Genomic DNA, 19,483 nt, shown 5'->3' with positions numbered 1-19,483 from the left:
TATAATTGAATGAAACGAGTAATTCCCCCACCTTTATGAAACCCTTTTAGTCGAATGCTTCCACCTAAACGACCAATATGCCGAGAATGAGAGTATCAAGTTGAACGAAACGCCTGAAACCTGGAACCTACTGCTAAATAATATCAGCGTTGCAATTGGGAACCAAGGAGCTATATTTCAAAAAATCTTTGAGGCTGACGGATATCTGGCACGGGCCGAACGCGATCGTATTATTGCTCGCCACTCGAACGATCCTAACCGTCTAGAAAACTATGGATATAAAGTCTACTCTCAACACGAGGAAGACGGAATTATCTCCAAGATAATGGAGATAATCGGACTAACGACTGCGACCTTTATTGAGATAGGAGTAGAGGACGGATTGGAGTGCAATTCCCGTCTGTTACTGCAAAATGGATGGCAAGGAATTTGGATAGACGGGAACCACGAAAAACTAAATTCAGCATCTCTGACGTTCGCAAAATACTTGCAAGAAGAAAAGCTAATCATTAAAAATAGTTTTATCACCCGTTCAAATATTAACGAACTAACAAACAAACAAGAATCAGAGAGACTAGGTATGGTGTCCATCGATATCGATGGAAATGACTATTACATATGGGAAGAACTTCAACTTAGTCCTCCGTTGGTAATTATCGAGTACAACTCAAAATTTCCACCACCGGCGAAACTTGTACAAAAGTACGATGAGCGCTGGGTATGGAACCACGCAACTGATGACTACGGTGCCTCTTTAGGAGCCCTCGTTGATCTTGGAATACGCAAGGGATACCGACTCATCTGCTGTTCGATCACGGGAGTTAATGCCTTTTTTATTCGAAATGACCTAGCCAACAAGTTCGGTCAGTATGATTCAAACGAACTTTATCACCCAGCTAGACACCACCTGATAGCATCTCAGTTTATCGGAAGTGGTCATCATCCCGGGAAAATGATATTCGATAAGATATAGCCATAACGAGCAATTCATTATCAATCATCAAATAATTATCATTTATAATGCTAATTTATAGTTCCTAAATTGATATCTCATTCCGCATTTTATCCCTAGGTGTCCGGATGGTTGGTATCTGCTCAAGTAAAGCATGAATGATCGGATAGGGCGAGAATTCCGGCGAACGATGATACTTTATCCAAAGGATAGAAAAGAAGCTGTTATTAGGAAAATCGTAAACATTCGGCCAACCCGTTAGAGAGTGACCTCCCGGGCCAATCTGATATCCTGTTGCGTTTTCACTCAGGTGAAGCAAGGATGCTCCGATAGTTACGGTGCAGCGGGTAGAGATAGACTTCCTTGACAGAGAGAGCGTATTGGTTGTAGCGATCAAGTTTGCCCCGACCTTTGGTTTGCCCGACACGGATCCAGTTCGCCGCCTTGTAGCTCGCTCCGGTGAACCTGGCAGACTCCACGAAGGTCTCCAAGAGTACAGGCTGGTACCCGTAGGCGAGTTGCCAGTCGCCAGGGAGGCGGCGAGCGACACGGGAGAGGATGTATGAGCTGAGGTTCACAACACGTACCTGAGGAAGAATGAGAAACCTCGCGTTGCCAACCACAAGGTGCAGCCATGCTTCGCGGGTCGCTTTGTCCCAGCCGATATAGTTATCGCGTGGTGCGCAGCTCCATGGCGAGGCAGCGAAGCCGATCGCACCGATAGTTCCAGAGGAGCTCTCGATGAGATAGCGCCCCTCAGCACCGGCAAAGGTGGTGTAGCCGAGGTAGTGGTAGCTTGCAATGAGGTTTCGCCAGCGCTGCTTTTGGGCTTTGGTATTTGCTATGGCGAACTTGATTGGACAGAGATCGTCGAGCGATTCAGGATAGGCAAAGGGTAGCTCAGCGATTGGCTTTGCGTAGCGGGTGATGCGGCCGTTGCCGTTGCCATGCAGTGGCTTGGGCAAGGTGATGAGTCTGTCTCTGTCCATACGCAACTACACAGCCACCTCTACGTCATCATCAGCTTCAGTGACGCCTTAATACCCCCGCGTAATCAACGAAAGCGTCGCCCTACAGTACACAGCGATCAGGTTGGAGATGACCTCAAGGTCTGCTTGGGAGAAGTCCCGCCCGCAGTAGCGAAGCGCTTCACTCATGGCATTGGACCAGGTGGCGGCATGCGCCACTCAACAAGATCAGTCTCGCTCGCCGCCCAGGGAAAGAACCGCTCCAGCGCGGCGGGATTCGGGGCCTTTCCACCAGCGTGAATATTCCACTAATTCTTTTCCACGTATTCCAGTAATACGTTTCCACCTATTCCACTAATTCTTTTCCACCCATTCCGGAAACTCTTTACCGCTCTTTTGAAGTAGGTAAATGCGAGAAACTTGTAAGTGGATCGAAGTATTCGATCCACTTACAAGGAGGAAGCATTGAAAAGAAAAGGAGGATGGTCCCTGCAACTATTTGTGATTAGAAATATCGTGACGATCAAAGAATCATCACCATCAATATCCAAAGGCGAAGTTGCAAAAGCAGTTGGAGCTTCGCATCCCTCGGTAGGGAAAGTACTCAATCAAGCTAGGCAGTTAGGCCTTAGCGCTAGCGAGTTAGAGTCAATGACAGATAGTGACATATCTGATAAATTCTATTCTTTAGCGCCAGGACGCCATGGGGTAGCCAACAAGGTGGAACCCGACTTCGCGATAGTGCTAAAGGAATTGGAGGCTGGCAAGCGACAAAACCTTACCAGATACCTGCTTTGGTGCGAATATGAAAATGAGGTAGGCGAAGATCATGCCTATGGATACTCAGGTTTCTGTGAGAAACTTGGTCGTTTTGATGAATCCAAAGAGATATCGATGGTCCTTCATCACGCTCTAAGGTGACGTTGCAATGGTTGACTACGCCGGGCAGAAAATACCAATTTATGATTGCACAAGTGGCGAGGTAAGTTTCGAAGCGTCAATATTTGTTATGACTCTTGGTTATTCGGGATACGTCTATGTCGAGGCCCAGAGGTCACAAGATATCGCCAACCTCATGGAGGGCCATTCTCGGGGGTTCGAATTCATAGGAGGTGTACCAAAGAGTTTGATCGGCGATAACCTCCGCGCTGGCGTCACCAAGAACACTAGAGACGAAACGGTACTGACTCGCAGTTACCTAGAAATGTGCCAGCATTACAATGTGATTCCAGCCCCGCCAAGACCATACCACCCTCGCGATACGAGTAAAGTTGAAGGCTCTGTATACCTGGTCGAGACTAATATTCTGGCACGATTGAGAAAGTTGAAGTTCTTCACTTTAGCAGAGCTAAACGAGGCAATTAGTCCGTTACTCACTAGCGTCAACCAAAAGAAGTTCCAAAAACTACCAGGCAGTCGCCAGGAGAGGTACCTCAACCAGGAAAAAGCCGCACTTGGCAATATTACCCTTGGTTCCTACGAGTACGCCTCCTGGCAGCCCGTGAAAGTGGGGTCCAACTACCACTTCTCTCTTGAGGGAGTCTACAACTGCGTACCCTTTCATTTAAGAGGATCAGAGATTATGCTTCGGATCACAAATGATCTCGTATCGGCCTATTCGAACAATATTCACATCACAAGCCATCGACGCACGAGGGAAGTTGGTACTTGGGTTACTGATAACACCCATTTGCCAGAATCTCATCGAAGTTATTTACGAAATACTACTGATGAAATTACCGCTCGGGCTAAAACAGTCGGAAGTGCTTGTGAGGAGTTGATAGGGGTCGTTTTGCTATCTCATGCTTTTCCACAAAGTGCACATAAATCCGCTCGAGCAATTCTTCGTCTTGCCAATACCTACACAGATGTTGAACTTGAAGCGGCTTGTTTGGTGGCCATTGAGATAGGTTCACCCACCCGAGCTAGTGTCAGTTCTATTTTGGCAAGGGGACTGCATATAAATCGTACCCCCATGATCGAGGCGGTGTCTTTACCCACCGGCGAACATGAAAATATCCGTGGTGAAGAGTTCTACGCTAAGGAGGTGTCATAATGACACATCCCACTCTTATATCAAGCCAACTATCCCAACTCTGTCTCCCCGCGCCAGAAAAGGAATACCGCCGACAAACTACAGATGCAAGCTCAACTTCGTTATCCTTTGAAGATCGACTTGAACTAATGCTAAATACGGAGTTATCTGGACGTAGTTATCGCAGGATAGAGCGTCGGATAAAAGAAGCTAATCTTAGAATTCACGCAGTACCAGAAGAGTTAGAAAATAAGAGTGCCCGTGGACTCCCCGAAGCACTTGCTTCTTCGTTACTTGGACTTGGTTGGCTAAAGAACCACCACGTATTGATCACTGGAGCTACAGGAACTGGCAAAACATATTTGGCTTGTGCACTTTCAACTGCTGCAATTCGATCAGATGCCACGGTGCGCTACTTCAAGTGCTCTAGCCTTCTAGAGACAATCTGAACTGCCCGTCTTGATGGTAGCTACCGATCATTTGTAAACAAATTCTCGCGTATTGACCTAATAGTAATTGACGACTGGGGATTATCTCCTATAACGGTAAATGGTGCCCGGGAGCTTCTTGACATCATCGATGACAGGAGCGGAGTCTCCTCTTTGATCATTGCTTCACAACTACCTCTTTCTTCTTGGTATATGACCATTGAGGAACGTACTGTGGTTGATGGGGTATTTGATCGTGTGATTCACAATTCGATCAAAGTGGAATTACTCGGAGAGTCAATGCGCAAGTTTGTTGGCTCCTCCTATCAAAGCGCACCATCGGTTCGGGGAAACCAAACCGAGGTGTCGCAATGACACAAGATCCCAAAACCCCGTTGCGTCACGATAGGCTCACGATAGCTTGCCCGTCTGCGGAGGTAACTTCCCCTTGTCAGGGAGGAGAACCTACTGCTCAGAGCGTTGCAGAGCTAGTGCTTACCGAGCTCGACGCGATAACACCCAGCCCAAGGTACCTATCGTAAATAAGAAACAGCCGCTAAAGCCAATCACCGTATATGAGTGTGATATCTGCGGGGAGCGAGCCCTCGGGGAGCAACGCTGCCAAGAATGTCAGAAATTCATGCGTCGTGTTGGCTTTGGAGGACTGTGTCCTCATTGTGATGGCGCAGTTGCCTATGACGAGCTAACCGTTGGTTAAGCGAATCTAGCGAATCAAAGATCTGAGAATCTTTAATGAGCGGTGGACGCCTGCACGATTGCTTCGCAAATAATCTAACACATGAGCAAAACGCTTCGCGTTTACACACAGGTGCCAGATCTCGACCACAGGGCCCACCGCTATCGCTACTACCGATAAACAAATAATAAAAAGAAGGGTAACTGGTTCCGAAACTACGTATTGGAATCAAACCCCTTTAGTTCGAATTCAATGGAGCTAAGAACACAACTTTCAGATCCAATTACGGGACTGCTTATTTCTTTGGATCCAAAGAAACGCTCGAGGGGAGTTCTTGAATTCTAAGCAACCATTTTGAGTAAATGCGTTGCTGTCGAATACGCCAAAACGGTCATTTCGCAATGGCCCCTGTGGTAGGTTAAAAGCACTGGTAAAGAGTTACTGGAATGACTGGTAAAGAGTTTTGGAATACTCACCAGATCCGCGCCGCCAGGGTGGCTGCCCATATTGAACCGGATCCATAGCAGTTCTTGCGTATTACTGCTGGGTTGCGAAGTACAGCCTCTGCTGGGTTGTTATCGAGTGGCAACTCGGGGAACTCTTCGTGGCGACAGAGGCCTTCCCATTCACGATCCAGTGTTGCGAGCACCTTTATGGCCCCAGGGTGAAGCGTCGGATCGCAAGCCTCAGCCTTTCTGGCAGTATCCATTGCTCTGATGATCCTGGTAAAGTCCTCCTCAGCGCGTAAGCGCCCGGTAGTTCCCGTCTCAAGTGCTTGGCGTGCATGATGTGCTACATAAAGCGACCCGATGCGAGCGAGCCATGAAGTAGTCCAACTCCGCAGCTCTTGATGCGCATCGCTAGCGCGGATGAAGTAGCGCCTGATGTGTGCCCAACACCACAACGGATCTACTCCCTCAAGTGCACCAAGGGGCTGGTAGACACTGTAAAAGTCTGAGCTTATCAGGAGCTGTCGGCCAGGTTCGAGCGAACCCGCATCTATATCGATACCCAAATGCTCGGCTACCACTCTCGTCGAGCATTTGGGATCGATCAAGAACACCACGGTGTCGGGACCGAGGAAGGTCCACAGCCACCAGCGGTTGCCCGCTTTGTCAGCTACCGCCTCGAACACCTTCCAGGATGTCTCGTCGATGTGCAGATGCGCCGACTTTGCGTTCCTCTCCCTAATCGCTGCGTCAAGTTGCTCAAGTAGGTCCGAAAGCGCCTTGAGCGCTCCTGTCAAGGTGCCTTTTGAAACCTCGAACCCGTCATTTGAGAGAGCTGCGACGATGCGTTCCAAGGGACGCCCGAGCACGTACTTCTCCACTACCAAGCGGCCCAGGAACCCTGAGGTGAACATTCCCCTGGGGATTGGCTTGGCCGGGACCGGTGCGACGAGCATGCCCCGAGTCTGACACTTGCAGGTGCGCCGGTAGGTAGGGCGGCGATGTCGGTGTCGCACGATGTGTACTTGCCAGTCGATCTGGTAGGAGGTCTCTTCGCCGAAGGCGGCATAAGGTGCCCCGCAACCCGAACAGATTCGCTCGTTGTCTGGTACGTCGTGGATCACTTCGACGGTTTCAAGGGCCGAGTAGTCCCGTCGGCCATGCCCTGGACTCCCTGGTTGTTGACCACGGAGGCGTTTCTCACCTGTGATATCGTCTTTGCCTCTTCTAGGCTCGACTGGCTTACTCTTCTCCTACGAGGTGCCAAAGACGAGCTTTGCGAGAGTCGTCACCTTCTCGGTGAGTGCACCAATCTGGCCTTCGGGTTCACTAACCCGTGCTCGAAGCTCGGCGTTCTCCGCCTGAAGACGGGCATTATCGCCAGCGAGGCGTTCTGCCTCCGCCTTCCAGTACGCTGACTCGGTTGTATGCAAACTGTCCATGACTACCAGTTAACACTATCTAGCGCTTCGTGTTCAGTCCTGTTTTCGTCAGGGGTGGTACGGGTTCACCGAACGTTTACGTTGCAGTTGCAAGCACGGCTTGGAACTTAGCCTCTGAACTCCATAAACTGGCTGGGGTTCGCTTAGTTGGATCTTGGCGATCTATCTGGTCCTTTAATTCACGATTCCAGATGTAGATAGTTGTCTTTGGTATCTGGACTTGTTTAGCCAAATCGACGATTGCACCTCTGGGTGCATTGGGATCTGACAACAGCTCCCTCGGCCTCTTGACTACAGCTTCTTTTTGATCCTTGGCCCATCTTTCCAAAAATCAAACCATTCTCCCAGCTAGTTGAGTATGTGGTCTTACGTTGGGACACTACAAATGCGTCGCAATGGTCTTTATCCGTTTAAGGGGATCACTAACTCCTAAGAGACGGTAGATCTCTTTGTGAACCGGCTCAGAAACACCACTAGTGCGGATGTGATAGACGACACCTTTATCTGATGTAAGAACTATGGTGGCTCGGCGGTGACTGTTGAGTTGCTCTTTGATGGTTGACCATCTTCTCTTATCGTTATTTTGCCTCAAGGTCAGCTCAATAGCACTAAGGAGGTGATAGGCAAGTACTGAGATGAAGAGGTGAGCAGCAGTTCGGCTAGCTAGTTGATGATAGACCGGTCGAAGTCCAAGATCACTCTTGAGGGATCTAAAGGCATCTTCTACTTTAGTGAGAGTCGTATAGATATTCCAGATCTCACCTGCATCTAGCTCGCTATGGCTGGTGTCTATGACGTAGGCTCCTTGGAGATTATCATCTTTGGCTTTAGTGGGTTTTTCTGTAATAGTGAGATTGATTACTTTGTCAAAGCGTCTCTTTTTGATGATCTTGCCATGGTCTTGATGATATTCAAGGGATATCTCGTATTTGGAAGCAATACTTGGGTACTTGGCCTTGATGCGTCCGATACGCTCTGAGACAACTGTGGTCTTAGATATAGAACCCTTTGTGATTGAGGTACTCAACGAAGTGATATCTACTAAGAATCTCTCGTTAGCTTGACTAGAGATCGCTGATTCCTTCTTGGATCTCCCCAAAGAACGACACAACACCACGGTTGTGGTGTTGTTGTTGGTGGAAGAGGAGGAGATGGAGATGGAGGAGGAGATGGAGGAGGAGATGGAGGTGGCGTTAGTATCAGTGTCGGTGCTGTCGCTGATATTGTTGCCGGTATTCTTGCCGGTGGCACCATTACGGATATAGTCGTCAGTGTCGGTGCTGCTGTCGCTCTTGATGATACTGTTGCTAGTGTTGCCGGAGGTGGTGTAACTGTTATTGTCGTCAGTGCCGGTGTCTTCTTCTAGCGTTTGCACTTGTCCTTGTACTTGTGTTTTCACTTGTCCTTGTGGCTTTTGTGGTTCCACTTGGAGCTTTTTCACCAGTACTGGGGATCCTTGGGCATCGTAGATCTCGGTGAAGCCTTCCATCTCCATGAAATGGCTTCGATAGAGGCTCTTTTTGTTAGCTCTCTCAATTACTACGTAGTTGAGATTGCGCTTAATGAGAAGTTCTAGGTTTGCCTTGGTAGCAATTCCCCTATCCATCACAATGGTAGGAACAACATCCCCAAAGAGAGATCCATCCGATAGAGACTCCAAGGCATCAAGTACGCTAATGAGAGTTCTAGGCTCAGAGGTATTGCCCTCATGTATCTCTGAGTAGATGGGTAGTCCCCGGTGATCAACAAGTAGTGCCAGAGAAACTAATGTGCAATCAAAACGCTTCTCTTTGGAATGTCCATGTTTAGCTAGGGAGTTCCCCTTAGTAGAACCTTCGAAGTAGGTGTTGGTTAGATCAAAGAGAAAGAGCCTGGTATTCGTCCTAAAGAGATCAGAGCTAGCTCTATAGAGTGCTGGCTCTATGACGGCTTTAGCGTCATAGAGCTTATCTGCAATTGCATAGACCTTATCCTTGTGAAACTTAGAGAGATCGATACCACATATCTCAGGTAATGAAGAGTTGGAGTTGATATAAGAATAGGTCTTTCGATCAGATCCAGGATGAATAAGACGAGCTATTATCGTTGCCTTGGCAATGCCAAGAGATTCACCCGATAGACCTGCACTCTCTAGGATCTTATCGAAGCTAAGAGCTTCATAGAACGAGTTTCCTATGAGTTCTGGACCGATACTTCTACTATTGATAGTCTTAGCACTAGAGAGATCCACCATCTCAAGGTCAGCCTCAGTAGCTCTTGTTTCTTTAGCGGCTGCAACTTCGGAACGAATTGCATACTTAGTGATTGCCAGATCTGCGTATCTGGCAATAATAGGATCTGATTCAAAGAGTGAGGTTACTCCAGAGAGTCCCAGGTAATAGCATTGGCAATTGCATTGGCCAGAGCTGGCCACAATGACTTATCCAGGTCCAGTTCGGTCAAGGTCATTACTATACGTTGACGGGGACCTTTTTCACAGCGGTAGGACTCAACGAGTTGGTACTTACTGTAGCTAACGCCGGTCTTTTTATTAACTGTTGGAGTTTCACGGATAAACACAACAAGACAATAGCACCATGTCAGAGCTAATGCAAGTCATAATCAAAACTACTCAAAAATTAGGACACTACATTCGCGACCCAAAAAGACCTAATACCCATCTACCAGGGCATCTATAAATGACACAAGCCGAAAATCGCCCAAAATCCCCTCAAAAGGGACCAATTAGGGCGATTTTTCGGGAAATCTGCGAAAGATGGGTTGGGATAAGGCTTCATCGTGTTCGATCAAAGTTCTCGCCCTGCATGGTTGGTATTCTATTCGAATAGATGCCAACTCCCTTGACACCTAGGGCTCAGAATCACTAAATGTCACCCAAGACGCTTTCGTGCTTTGATGCGTCACAGGCTGCTATAGATGTCCGTGACGGTAAAGGAACAAATACTCAACGAGAGGATTGAAACCCGTTAACTTGAGCGAGAAGTTGTGAAACGCATGAGATTTTATGAGCGGTATTTATTCTATAGCGATCTGATTTGGAAGGTCAAAACGTGAAGAGATTCAAGTAATCGCTTGCTTGGATTGGAATAAATAAAGATGGGTGCTCCGGCTGATTGCCAGGGGAGAGTCGATTGTTGGTTCTTATCGTTATAAGTGAATTCTCAATACCAGCACTGGCTTAACGGATTTTTACCCTTTGTATCCAAATTATTTGGAAATTGCCTTAAGTACTGTTCAATTGACACCGAAAACAATAGTGCGAGCAGGATAGCGCAGTAGGAGCCCAGGAAGGGCCGTATTCGGATTCGGACATTTATGTCCAAATGAAGGATTTCGGTGAGTACTTAATGGGTGGACCTGTAGTTCAAGCATTACAATTCGCATTAGATGGCCTGACGATCCAGCAGAATGTTCAGGCAAATAATATCGCAAATGTCAGTACGCCTGGATTCACTGCTTCTAGGGTTGACTTTGCATCTTCTCTCCAGAACGCTCTAGCGTCAAGCACAAAGGGTGCTCCAACTGTAGCTTCGGTGGCAATAACGGGTTCAAGTAGATTGCCCTCCACAAATGGAAACAATGTCTCCATGAGCCAAGAGCTTGTTGGAATTGAAAAATCTACGGTCTGGTATCAATCAGCTTCTGCTGAAATCAATAACCAATATCACCTAATGCGTGGTTCAGCGGGAGGGTCCTTCTAATGTCTCTGTTTGGCCTTTTGTCAATTTCTGGTTCTGGTATTGATACGAATCAAACCTGGTTGAATGCAATTGGAAGTAATATCGCCAATATCAATGACGCGGTAAATCCAGCGAAAACGCCATTTTTGCAGCAGGAGATCGTAGCCGCACCGGGAGCGGTACCAACAGGATACGGTCCCTCTCAGAGTGCAATTCCAACATCTCCCCTAAATGGTATGGGTGTGCACGTCGCAGCTGTTACGACGAATCTTCCAAATGGAGTTCTCACCTATGATCCAACGAGCCCGGTAGCTAACGCAAGTGGCTATGTGCGCACTCCTGGGATCAGTCTTGCCGATCAGCTTGGAAACTTGAACATCGCTGAGGCAAACTATCAAGCCAATGTTGCTGTGATCAACCATGCGAAGTCGATCTATCAATCCGCATTGACGCTCGCTGTATAGTAAGCGAAAAGTTTCCTAAATTATTTACCGAGAAAGACTACCATGACTGCGATTCCGGCTATCTCCGCCATTCCATCGATCCCACCACTTCAGAGCGGATTGTCCCCTTTGAATCAAATCGCGACTCCTAACTCGACTAATTCTTCATCTGCGACAGGTGCAATTGCCACAAACCCTACCATCGGCGCAATACAGCCAATCGGAGGGGCTGCAGCTACCAGTGGAACTTCTAGCTTCGGTAATGCCCTCGCTTCGGCTGTGGATTCGATCTCTTCAGTGCAGAACCAGGCAAGTTCTCAAGCACTTCAAGTCTCTACCGGTCAAGCTAATCTCGCTGACGCGATGATCTCAGCACAGCAGGCTTCTTTGGATACCCAAGTAGCGACGGCAATTAAAACTGCTGGAGTTGGAGCGTTCAATCAAATTATGGCCATGCCGGTCTAAGAAATAGTTAGGTACTAATGTGGCAGTTTCAGATAGCGTAGGATCGCTTAGGCAATATGGCGTAAGGTTCGCAAATGGCTTTACGTCCGGTCAAAAAGTTCTCACAGTTCTTGCCATAGCGGCTCTAGCGCTTGGTGGATTTGTGTATTCCCAGTACGCATCTAAGCCCAGTTATGCTCCTTTGTTTACGGGGTTGGCAGCATCTGACGCTGCTGCTATGACGGCAAAGCTTCAGGCGGCGGGCGTTCCGTATCAAATAGCTGACGGTGGTGCCACGATTATGGTCCCACAGCCAGATGTTTACCAGCAGCGCCTAAATATGGCCCAAGCAAATCTTCCAGCCAATTCGACGGTTGGCCTTGCGATCTTGGACAAAGTCGGAATTACTGCCTCGCAACTCACACAGCAAGCCGACTACCAGCGTGCTTTGCAAGGAGAACTCGCCTCTACGATCGAAGCAATCCAAGGTGTTACTGCGGCTCAGGTCAACCTTGCGTTGGTCTCTAACAATGTCTTTGCGATTTCAAATACCCAACAGCCATCTGCTTCGGTTTTGGTAACACTGGCTACCGGGACTGTTCTTAGCGCTACGCAAATCCAAGGGATCGTCCATTTAGTGGCTTCGTCGATTCCAAATCTTTCAGCATCAAACATCACCCTCGTTGATTCAAATGGAAATGTTCTCTCAGCACCGGGGATGAATACTGCGTCTTCGACCAATTCGGCAGCTACTACTGCTTATGACCAGAACCTTCAGACCGCTCTAGAGTCTCTTCTGACTCCCTTGGTGGGAGCTAACAACGCCGTGGTTCGCGTGGCTGCAACCCTGAATTTCAATCAAGTCACCACTCAGAGTCAAGCCGTTCAGACTAACCCTAAGGGAACTCCGATCACGGTTCCAACGCAGGTTCAAACTGCAACTCAGAACTTTAGCGGAACTGGATCCCCAACAGGTGGAGTTCTGGGAAGTATCACGACTAATGCCGCTACCGGTGCTGCTAATTCCACCTACCAGCAAACCAACAACACGACCAACTACGCCCTTGGCCAAATCAACCAAAGCACCACCCAAGCACCAGGGCAGGTTCAGCGGCTGAGCGTCGCAGTTTTGTTGAACTCAAAGGTAAAAGGTGTGACCCCGGCGCGAGTCTCGCAACTTGTCTCGGCGGCTGCCGGAATTGTAGCGGCCAGGGGCGATACTATCTCGGTTGTTCAAATGCCCTTTAGCGTTTTACCTAAGACTACCCCGATTGTTGGAGCGTCTTCTGCATCATCGCTTTATTCCCTGATAAAGACTGCACTGCTAGTCTTAGGCGTGATCTTGGCCATGTTCTTTGTCATTCGATCGTCCAAAAAAGAGGTTCGAGCCGAGATAGATATTCCTGCCTATAGCGATTATTACGATGAGATTCCAGAGGCACAGATTCGTCAACTTCCACCTGCTGAAGCTCCGATGATTTCAACTGAAATTGTGAGCTTTATAGAGAGCCAGCCTGAAGATGTCGCCAAGCTGCTTCGAGTCTGGATGACTTCAGCCGTAAAGGCGGGATGATGGCGGTGAAAGCCAGCGAACTCACAGGAACCCAAAGAGCAGCCATTGTTTTGGTGCAACTCGGAAGAGATGTTGCTGGTCGGATCCTTCGATCGATGTCGGAGACTGAGGCGATATCGCTCACGCTCGAAATAGCGCGCCTTCCAAAGATTGAAAATGATCTGAATCGTCAAATTGCTGATGACTTTATTAATTCTTTGGCTGGAATTAGAAACCTCACCCAAGGCGGAGTTGACACCGCCAGGGATTTTTTGGCCTCTCGAATTGGAGCCCAGGCGGCCGAAGAGATACTTGATGAATTTTCTGGATCTCAGGTAAATAATCCGGTTTCGTTTTTGGCACATGTGGATGCGGGCCAGACTGCTTCTTACCTTCAAGATGAGCACCCGCAGATAGTCGCAGTAATTCTAAGTTTTTTGTCCCCAGATACTGCGGCTGCAATTTTGTCTGCACTTCCGGATGTTTCGCGCGCCGATATAGCTAGGCGAATAGCCAACATGGAGCGAGTTGACCCAGAGGTTCTAGAGCTTGCTGCATCGGTCTTGCAGAGAAAGCTTGCTGGTCTGGCAAAAGCTGGGCAAACTTCTAGCAGAGGTGGGGTCTCAGCAGTTGTGGAGATGCTGAATCGGGCAGAGCAAAATACAGAAAAGAGGATCCTAAGCGACTTAGATGCCATGGATCCTGAATTGGCTGACCGAATTAGAACGCAGATGTTTGTCTTTGAAGATGTGATGAATTTGGACGATCGAACGCTTCAACGCATCCTTCGGCAGGTTGTGCCTAAGGATCTAGCCGTCGCACTCAAGGGTGTTCCAAACGACATGAGAGAAAAGGTCCTAAAGAATATGTCAGAGCGTGCTGCTGGGGACTTGGTCGATGAGATCGAGACGCTTGGTGCTATGAGGGTTTCAGCTGTTGAAGCGGCACAGTCGGCGGTCGTTAGGGTTGTGCGCGAATTGGAGTCAGCTGGAGAGATTGTTCTCACTCGAAACGATGAGGAGATGATCTAATGAGCCGCAATCGATATGAAAATATGGACGCATCTACGAGAGCTGTTTTGCGATTTGGAGCAATGCGCGATAATCCAGAGCTGATCTCACCACTTGAGCTACCATCGGTTGCATCTTATTCATCCGAGGGGAATCCCTCATCAGGCTTCGAATCCCAAGAAAAAGAGAGAATACGCCAGGATGCATTTGAGGAGGGAAGGCTCCAGGGTTACAACGAAGCAAGAGAACAAGCCCAAAGTGAATTTGGAGCAAAGGTTCGAGCCTTTGATTCAGCAATATCGTCACTCTCTCAAGCCATCGAGTCAATCTCGTCAAAGAGCGAAATCCTAGAGATGACTGAGTCAACCGACCTAGCTACCTTCGTGGTTGACTTGGTGGAAGCAGTGTTATCTGCCCCTATCTTCGATCTGCGTCAGAGATTGATCGAGGTGCTCAAGAGTACCATCTCCATGAGTATCGATGCTAAAGCTGTCACGATTCGACTCAATCCTAAAGATTTCCAAGTGGTTTCAGTCGCCTTTGAAGAGCGAAAGATTCCACCTCCGTCAGGACTCTTGCTAGTTGAAGATCCGGATATAGAGGCTGGCGCCGCAATATTAGAGGCGGATTCCATGAAACTCGATCTTCAGATCTCTTCAGCATTGGCTCGCATGAGGGAAGTCCTTAATGAACTAGGAAACGACTAATGATACCTAGTTCTATCAAAGATGCCCTTCGCGAGGGGGCAGCATTTCGCCCAGTTGGGAAGGTCTCTCGAATCACCGGCCTTCAACTTGAGATAGAGGGCGTTAGCGCTGCAATTGGCGACTTGGTAATGGTCCAACGAGATGATGGTTTTATGGAAGCCGAAGTAGTGGCCGTTCGAGAGGGGCGTTTGATCTGCACTCCATTTGGTCATTTACGTGGCCTTCGTTTTGGAAGTTCTGCGATGCCAGCAGGTCGGCCACCAACAATTAGAGTCGGTGAAGCGCTTTTGGCGCGAGTGGTCGATGCCCGAGGGTACCCGATCGATGGCGGTAAGCCTATTAGTGGTGGCGAAGTGATATCAGTTCATGGAGAGCCGCCAAGTCCCATGGCGAGAGGAACGATCTCACGTCAGATCCCTCTAGGGGTGCGGGTGCTTGACACCTTAGTTCCCTGTGGAATTGGCCAGCGCCTTGGGATCTTTGCTGGCTCTGGAGTCGGCAAGTCCACAATGCTGTCGATGATAGCTCGCGGTAGCGCGGCCGACATAAATGTAGTTGCACTGATTGGCGAACGAGGTCGAGAGGTAAATGAGTTCATTTTGAACGATCTTGGGACTGACGGCTTGGCGCGTTCGGTAATTGTGGTGGCCACCTCTGACGAACCTGCCTTGGTGAGAATCAGGGCCGCATTTACCGCTACTCGTATTGCAGAATGGTTTAGGGATCAGGGCAACTCAGTAGTGCTAATGATGGATTCGCTAACGCGTTTGGCTATGGCTCAACGAGAAGTTGGATTAAGTGCCGGCGAGCCACCAGCTACACGGGGATATCCACCATCTGCCTTTGCCCTTTTGCCTAAGTTGCTAGAGAGAGCTGGAAACTCCGAATTAGGCAGCATAACTGGTTTGTACACCGTTTTGGTTGATGGCGATGAGATGAACGAGCCAATATCAGATGCCGCACGGTCGATTTTGGATGGTCATATTGTTTTGTCACGGCGGTTAGCTACCTCAGGTCAGTATCCAGCTGTTGATGTATTGGAGTCGATCTCTCGTCTTGAAGGCGCAATATTGACACCTGAACGCAGAGCCTTGTGCACAAGATCTCGAAGGTTGATGGCCACCTATCGCGAGGCCCGCGATCTAATTGAGGTAGGTGCCTATCAGCGTGGCTCTAATCCTGAGATCGACCTTTCTATCTCAGTCAAACCACGACTTGATGAATTCCTACGTCAGACTATCGATGATCAAAGCGATGTGGACCTAGCCTTTGGGCGACTTGGTGAGATTCTGAATTCCTCCTACGAAGAGGTGTCTCGATGAAGAAGTTCGTCTTTTCCCTGGAGCGGCTGATGCGCCTTGCTCAGATGCGCGAGGAGGTGGCTCGGGCACAGCTTTTAACTCAGGAGAATATCGTTCGTCTCGCGGAGGTCCAGGTGAAGACGAGGTCTCATTCTTTATCTGCCATGAGCTTTAATGCCTCTTCCAAAGAGGAGTTGCAAGGCACCTTCGCCCTTCAGCTAAACGGAGTGGAAGCCCTGGAATTTTCTGAGCGAGAAAAGTCGATTGCTCTTGATCAGAGAGATAGTGCAAAGGATAAGTGGACCGTTGAAAAGCGTTCATTCGAATCGCTTTCTCGTTTAGAGGAACGCGATTATAGAAACTACATCGAGGAACTAACACGCTTTGAACAGATGGAAAACGATGAAGTCGGATCGGTTATGTGGTATATGAGAAAGAGAGAGGACGAACAATGAGTATGGTTAGCCTCGCTCCATCGAGCTCTTCTTCTGTGAACCCATCGGTCCAAATGAGCCAAAGTGCGATCTCGGGCATTTTGGCTACCATAAATTCCATCTCTAACATGGGCAAGACCTTGGCAAGCAGCGTTGATGCAGCGGTACCTTCAAGTGCATCGTTTGCCTCGGCTTTAGCATCTGCGACTCCTAGCGGATTGATCAATGGCGCAAACCTATTGCAGAACTTAAATAATGCGGCAAATCCATCGGCGACAAATTTATCTAATGCGGCAGCGGTAACTTCTCAAGTTCCATCACAGCCCACATCACCAAGCGGCGCACAAGCTCTCGCCACAGGCAATTGGGCATTTTCACCATCTAGTACCCCCTCTGTGTCTCCTGCATCTCCTACGTTTGCTACATCTCCAGCGTCTCCTGTAGCTTCGAGCGGAACTATCACAGGGGGCGCGCCTGTCGTAAATGGTGCATCTGTAGTTAGTGATGCTATGCAATACCTAGGTGTGCCTTACCAATGGGGTGGGGCCTCTCCATCAACAGGATTTGACTGCTCGGGCCTGGTGCAAAAGGTATTTTCGGATCTCGGCGTCTCACTTCCTCGAACCGCGGCTCAACAACAGAGCACAGGAACCCCAGTTGCATCATTGGCACTTGCACAACCTGGCGATCTGATCTTTTATGGAAGCCCTGCTTATCACGTTGGCATTTATATAGGTAATGGAAAGATGATCGATGCTCCAAAAGCAGGCCAGAACGTTCAGGTAAATTCGGTTGGCACTCCTACTTCAATTGTGCGAATAACTGGCGCAACAGCAAATCCTTCTTTGGTGAGCCAAGCTGGAAGCTACCTTCCGACCTTCCAGGCTGCGGCTGCGGCAAATCACATTGATGTGAACTTGTTGCTTTCAATCGCTAAAGTCGAGTCAAACTTTAATCCAAATGCCGTTTCGTCGGCGGGCGCCCAAGGCATAATGCAGATAATGCCATCAACGGCTAGCGGTCTTGGAATTAACCCAATGAATCCAACCCAAGCTATCTATGGCGCTGCTCAGTTGCTCAGCGAAAAGCTTGGAGCCTTCAAGACCCCGGCTTTAGCTGCAGCTGCCTATAATGCCGGCGACAATGCGGTAAGAGCCTATGGAGGAATTCCTCCGTATCCAGAAACTCAAAATTACGTCACCTCGGTACTTCAGAATATGAAAGGAGCAGCTGCATGATAAGTGTTTCTGCATCCAATTCGTCCTCTAGCTCTACAGTAAGTTCAACGCCAAATTCAAATGGGTCCTCCTCGTCAGGCGGTTCCTCTTTTTTAGATGCGATCTCGCAGGCGACATCCCCTCCCAATGCTGCAACATCTAACGCTGCATCAAGTTCTTCGTCTCAAACTATCTCTCGCGTCAGTGACACTATCGGCCAAGGGGCATCTGCTTCCCAAACCAATATGAGCACACCTACCTCTTCGCAGAGTCAAGATGCGACCTCAAAGAGCCCTGCGGCCGCGAATAGTTCTTCGAATGGGGTGAATAATGGTCCTAAAGGTGCTGCTATTTCGACAGTGATGCTGACAGATGTCAGTGTCGCAAATGGCACTGGACCAGCGACTAATCCGTCTTTAGCCAGTGTTGTTTCGGATGCCAAAAATGCTTATCTCGCAAATTCAAATTCCCAGCCAATAACTACAATTGGCGCGCCTTTGGACAAGCAACCTACGAAGACAACCACAACCACAGCTACCAAATCAAAGTCGAAACCTATTTCATCACCTGGTAATTCGATAGGGTCACCGGCACAGTCGACCACTGTTCCGAATCAGATTTTGTCGAATCAGCTTGCACCAATCACGATTGCATTGAGTGCTTCCAATCTCTCAAGTAAGGTGGCATCTTCGAGCACCAATGGCCAAAGCGTCCAAAGTGCATCAAAGCAAGGTGCTTCGGTATCTTTGGTTAGTGCCTCAGTGTCAGAGAGTGCCCTTTTGCCAAATCAGCTTGGAAACAAATCCAGCACTGCTGCTGCGCCGGAGGCGACGGCCTCTAATAAGGCGATTCAAAATTCAAACAGTCCGACTTTTGTTTTGGGAGAGAATTTAGCCAAAACAGTCCCTAACCAAACCCAAGATGCATCGAGTGTGAGTCAGCCTTTGTCTTCTAGTCAAAGTCAACAGGAGGCGTCTTCTAAAGGTGCAGCCCCTATTGATTTTACTAGTGCAGTTATGAGCGGCTCTAAAATGACTTCTTCTTCAGCACAGATTGGCGGATCAGGTGCTTCTGGTATCTCTTCAACCTTGGTTGGCGAAGCTACTAAGGCGGCTGCGTCTCAGAGTCATACTTCTGGTAATTTAACCCCAGGAACACAGAACCAACCAAGCGTTGCCACAGTTGGCCCCTCAGAAGAGAAGTTGGCTAGTCTTTTAGCCAACTTTGGAACTATTGCGTCAAACGACCCAACTTCTGGCGCGCCGAAGACTTTGACCATTTCATTTCCGACGCCCCTTGCACCTTCTGAAGCTATCTCAAGTGCGATAGCAACATTGGGGATTAAGGCTGGGATGGGCGCAAATGTGGAACTTATTATTACACCACCAAATCTTGGACCAATCACAGCACATATGACCATTGATTCAGGCGGTCTAGTGGTCTCTTTGACCTCTAGCAATTCAGCAACTAATTCCCTTCTATTGCGACATGCTGGCCAACTCACGAGTGAACTTACGAGTGCATCTGGCCTATCTACCCACTTAGATTTTTCGCAGAATCGCTCGTTTGGACAAAGAAGTCCTACCCCGAGCGCATTTTCACCAACGGCCGCCACAGCCGTTCTAGACGGACCTATCGAAAATCAACAGCCCTCGCCCGCTTCGCTTTCTTCAGTTTTGATCAGCGGATATCACGTACTTGATATGCGTCTTTGAAGTGACTAA

Annotated in this window: 20 protein-coding genes and 1 pseudogene; 15 read left to right on the top strand and 6 right to left on the bottom strand. The window is 48.6% G+C overall.

Going from position 1 to position 19,483, the window contains the following annotated elements; genetic code table 11:
* Positions 1–100 precede the first annotated feature (100 nt).
* Positions 101–973, top strand: a complete 873-nt coding sequence (locus ACIDITHRIX25_RS97500) for a hypothetical protein (RefSeq protein ID WP_201733390.1) — start codon at positions 101–103, stop codon at positions 971–973.
* Positions 974–1,254: 281 nt separating this feature from the next.
* On the opposite strand, the gene ACIDITHRIX25_RS97495 is transcribed toward ACIDITHRIX25_RS97500, so the two are convergent.
* Positions 1,255–1,941, bottom strand: a complete 687-nt coding sequence (locus tag ACIDITHRIX25_RS97495) for a Druantia anti-phage system protein DruA (RefSeq protein ID WP_201733389.1) — start codon at positions 1,939–1,941, stop codon at positions 1,255–1,257.
* Positions 1,942–2,385: 444 nt separating this feature from the next.
* Here ACIDITHRIX25_RS97495 and ACIDITHRIX25_RS97490 point away from each other — a divergent pair, with 444 nt between their 5' ends.
* The 4 genes and pseudogenes from ACIDITHRIX25_RS97490 to ACIDITHRIX25_RS97475 all read left to right on the top strand — a co-directional run bounded on the left by ACIDITHRIX25_RS97490 (position 2,386) and on the right by ACIDITHRIX25_RS97475 (position 5,101).
* Entirely contained in the window at positions 2,386–2,841 is a 456-nt protein-coding gene (locus tag ACIDITHRIX25_RS97490) for a hypothetical protein (RefSeq protein ID WP_201733388.1), read from the top strand.
* Positions 2,842–2,848: 7 nt separating this feature from the next.
* Positions 2,849–3,976 (top strand): IS21 family transposase, encoded by a 1,128-nt coding sequence (gene istA / locus ACIDITHRIX25_RS97485; protein WP_201733387.1) that lies wholly within the window; start codon positions 2,849–2,851, stop codon positions 3,974–3,976.
* Positions 3,976–4,758 (top strand): annotated as a pseudogene (istB, locus tag ACIDITHRIX25_RS97480) (IS21-like element helper ATPase IstB). The gene istA and the pseudogene istB overlap by 1 nt, the downstream one beginning before the upstream one ends.
* A gap of 73 nt (positions 4,759–4,831) precedes the next feature.
* Positions 4,832–5,101, top strand: coding sequence for a hypothetical protein (locus ACIDITHRIX25_RS97475; protein ID WP_201733385.1), 270 nt, complete (start codon positions 4,832–4,834; stop codon positions 5,099–5,101).
* 451 nt (positions 5,102–5,552) lie between these two features.
* On the opposite strand, the gene tnpC is transcribed toward ACIDITHRIX25_RS97475, so the two are convergent.
* From tnpC to ACIDITHRIX25_RS97450, 5 genes are all read right to left on the bottom strand, one after another.
* Positions 5,553–6,740, bottom strand: coding sequence for an IS66 family transposase (gene tnpC / locus ACIDITHRIX25_RS97470; protein WP_201733596.1), 1,188 nt, complete (start codon positions 6,738–6,740; stop codon positions 5,553–5,555).
* 42 nt (positions 6,741–6,782) lie between these two features.
* Complete coding sequence (locus ACIDITHRIX25_RS97465; RefSeq protein WP_201733384.1) at positions 6,783–6,971, bottom strand: hypothetical protein; 189 nt, start codon at positions 6,969–6,971, stop codon at positions 6,783–6,785.
* Positions 6,972–7,047: 76 nt separating this feature from the next.
* Positions 7,048–7,299, bottom strand: coding sequence for a hypothetical protein (locus tag ACIDITHRIX25_RS97460; protein ID WP_201733383.1), 252 nt, complete (start codon positions 7,297–7,299; stop codon positions 7,048–7,050).
* 51 nt (positions 7,300–7,350) lie between these two features.
* Positions 7,351–9,384 (bottom strand): IS1634 family transposase, encoded by a 2,034-nt coding sequence (locus ACIDITHRIX25_RS97455; RefSeq protein ID WP_201733382.1) that lies wholly within the window; start codon positions 9,382–9,384, stop codon positions 7,351–7,353.
* Complete coding sequence (locus tag ACIDITHRIX25_RS97450) at positions 9,327–9,530, bottom strand: IS1634 family transposase N-terminal domain-related protein (RefSeq protein ID WP_201732276.1); 204 nt, start codon at positions 9,528–9,530, stop codon at positions 9,327–9,329. The genes ACIDITHRIX25_RS97455 and ACIDITHRIX25_RS97450 overlap by 58 nt, the downstream gene beginning before the upstream one ends.
* A 788-nt stretch (positions 9,531–10,318) precedes the next feature.
* On the opposite strand from ACIDITHRIX25_RS97450, the gene ACIDITHRIX25_RS97445 reads away from it, so the two are divergent.
* The 10 genes from ACIDITHRIX25_RS97445 to fliK are packed head-to-tail and all read left to right on the top strand — an operon-like array spanning position 10,319 to position 19,474.
* Positions 10,319–10,672, top strand: a complete 354-nt coding sequence (locus tag ACIDITHRIX25_RS97445; RefSeq protein ID WP_201733381.1) for a flagellar basal body rod protein FlgB — start codon at positions 10,319–10,321, stop codon at positions 10,670–10,672.
* Positions 10,672–11,115 (top strand): flagellar basal body rod protein FlgC, encoded by a 444-nt coding sequence (locus ACIDITHRIX25_RS97440; protein WP_052606328.1) that lies wholly within the window; start codon positions 10,672–10,674, stop codon positions 11,113–11,115. Before ACIDITHRIX25_RS97445 ends, ACIDITHRIX25_RS97440 begins: the two co-directional genes overlap by 1 nt.
* A gap of 42 nt (positions 11,116–11,157) precedes the next feature.
* The gene (gene fliE / locus ACIDITHRIX25_RS97435; RefSeq protein WP_201733380.1) at positions 11,158–11,559 is read left to right on the top strand and encodes a flagellar hook-basal body complex protein FliE; all 402 of its coding nucleotides are present in this window, start codon (positions 11,158–11,160) and stop codon (positions 11,557–11,559) included.
* Between the two features lie 19 nt (positions 11,560–11,578).
* Positions 11,579–13,111 carry a flagellar basal-body MS-ring/collar protein FliF gene (fliF, locus tag ACIDITHRIX25_RS97430; RefSeq protein ID WP_201733379.1) on the top strand — a complete coding sequence of 511 codons (1,533 nt, stop codon included), beginning with the start codon at positions 11,579–11,581 and terminating at the stop codon, positions 13,109–13,111.
* Entirely contained in the window at positions 13,108–14,121 is a 1,014-nt protein-coding gene (gene fliG, locus ACIDITHRIX25_RS97425; protein ID WP_213333453.1) for a flagellar motor switch protein FliG, read from the top strand. Before fliF ends, fliG begins: the two co-directional genes overlap by 4 nt.
* Positions 14,121–14,807: a FliH/SctL family protein gene (locus tag ACIDITHRIX25_RS97420; RefSeq protein WP_201733377.1), complete on the top strand. Its 687-nt coding sequence runs from the start codon at positions 14,121–14,123 to the stop codon at positions 14,805–14,807. Before fliG ends, ACIDITHRIX25_RS97420 begins: the two co-directional genes overlap by 1 nt.
* Positions 14,807–16,129, top strand: a complete 1,323-nt coding sequence (locus tag ACIDITHRIX25_RS97415) for a FliI/YscN family ATPase (protein ID WP_201733376.1) — start codon at positions 14,807–14,809, stop codon at positions 16,127–16,129. Before ACIDITHRIX25_RS97420 ends, ACIDITHRIX25_RS97415 begins: the two co-directional genes overlap by 1 nt.
* Positions 16,126–16,563, top strand: a complete 438-nt coding sequence (locus tag ACIDITHRIX25_RS97410; protein ID WP_201733375.1) for a hypothetical protein — start codon at positions 16,126–16,128, stop codon at positions 16,561–16,563. The genes ACIDITHRIX25_RS97415 and ACIDITHRIX25_RS97410 overlap by 4 nt, the downstream gene beginning before the upstream one ends.
* Positions 16,560–17,780, top strand: a complete 1,221-nt coding sequence (locus ACIDITHRIX25_RS97405; protein ID WP_201733374.1) for an NlpC/P60 family protein — start codon at positions 16,560–16,562, stop codon at positions 17,778–17,780. The genes ACIDITHRIX25_RS97410 and ACIDITHRIX25_RS97405 overlap by 4 nt, the downstream gene beginning before the upstream one ends.
* Positions 17,777–19,474, top strand: a complete 1,698-nt coding sequence (gene fliK, locus ACIDITHRIX25_RS97400) for a flagellar hook-length control protein FliK (RefSeq protein ID WP_201733373.1) — start codon at positions 17,777–17,779, stop codon at positions 19,472–19,474. Before ACIDITHRIX25_RS97405 ends, fliK begins: the two co-directional genes overlap by 4 nt.
* The last annotated feature ends 9 nt before the right edge of the window (positions 19,475–19,483 follow it).

The sequence above is a fragment of the Acidithrix sp. C25 genome (assembly GCF_904848545.2).
The sequence above is the reverse complement of the archived record's forward strand: the minus strand, read 5'-3'. Positions and strand labels throughout refer to the sequence as shown.

Bases quoted from the DNA above. Each gene is read 5' to 3' on its own strand.
- ACIDITHRIX25_RS97495 (WP_201733389.1), bottom strand. From the start codon at position 1,941: ATGGACAGAGACAGACTCATCACCTTGCCCAAGCCACTGCATGGCAAC.
- istA (WP_201733387.1), top strand. From the start codon at position 2,849: ATGGTTGACTACGCCGGGCAGAAAATACCAATTTATGATTGCACAAGT.
- ACIDITHRIX25_RS97465 (WP_201733384.1), bottom strand. From the start codon at position 6,971: ATGGACAGTTTGCATACAACCGAGTCAGCGTACTGGAAGGCGGAGGCA.
- ACIDITHRIX25_RS97445 (WP_201733381.1), top strand. From the start codon at position 10,319: ATGGGTGGACCTGTAGTTCAAGCATTACAATTCGCATTAGATGGCCTG.
- ACIDITHRIX25_RS97440 (WP_052606328.1), top strand. From the start codon at position 10,672: ATGTCTCTGTTTGGCCTTTTGTCAATTTCTGGTTCTGGTATTGATACG.
- fliE (WP_201733380.1), top strand. From the start codon at position 11,158: ATGACTGCGATTCCGGCTATCTCCGCCATTCCATCGATCCCACCACTT.
- fliG (WP_213333453.1), top strand. From the start codon at position 13,108: ATGATGGCGGTGAAAGCCAGCGAACTCACAGGAACCCAAAGAGCAGCC.
- ACIDITHRIX25_RS97420 (WP_201733377.1), top strand. From the start codon at position 14,121: ATGAGCCGCAATCGATATGAAAATATGGACGCATCTACGAGAGCTGTT.
- ACIDITHRIX25_RS97415 (WP_201733376.1), top strand. From the start codon at position 14,807: ATGATACCTAGTTCTATCAAAGATGCCCTTCGCGAGGGGGCAGCATTT.
- ACIDITHRIX25_RS97410 (WP_201733375.1), top strand. From the start codon at position 16,126: ATGAAGAAGTTCGTCTTTTCCCTGGAGCGGCTGATGCGCCTTGCTCAG.
- ACIDITHRIX25_RS97405 (WP_201733374.1), top strand. From the start codon at position 16,560: ATGAGTATGGTTAGCCTCGCTCCATCGAGCTCTTCTTCTGTGAACCCA.
- fliK (WP_201733373.1), top strand. From the start codon at position 17,777: ATGATAAGTGTTTCTGCATCCAATTCGTCCTCTAGCTCTACAGTAAGT.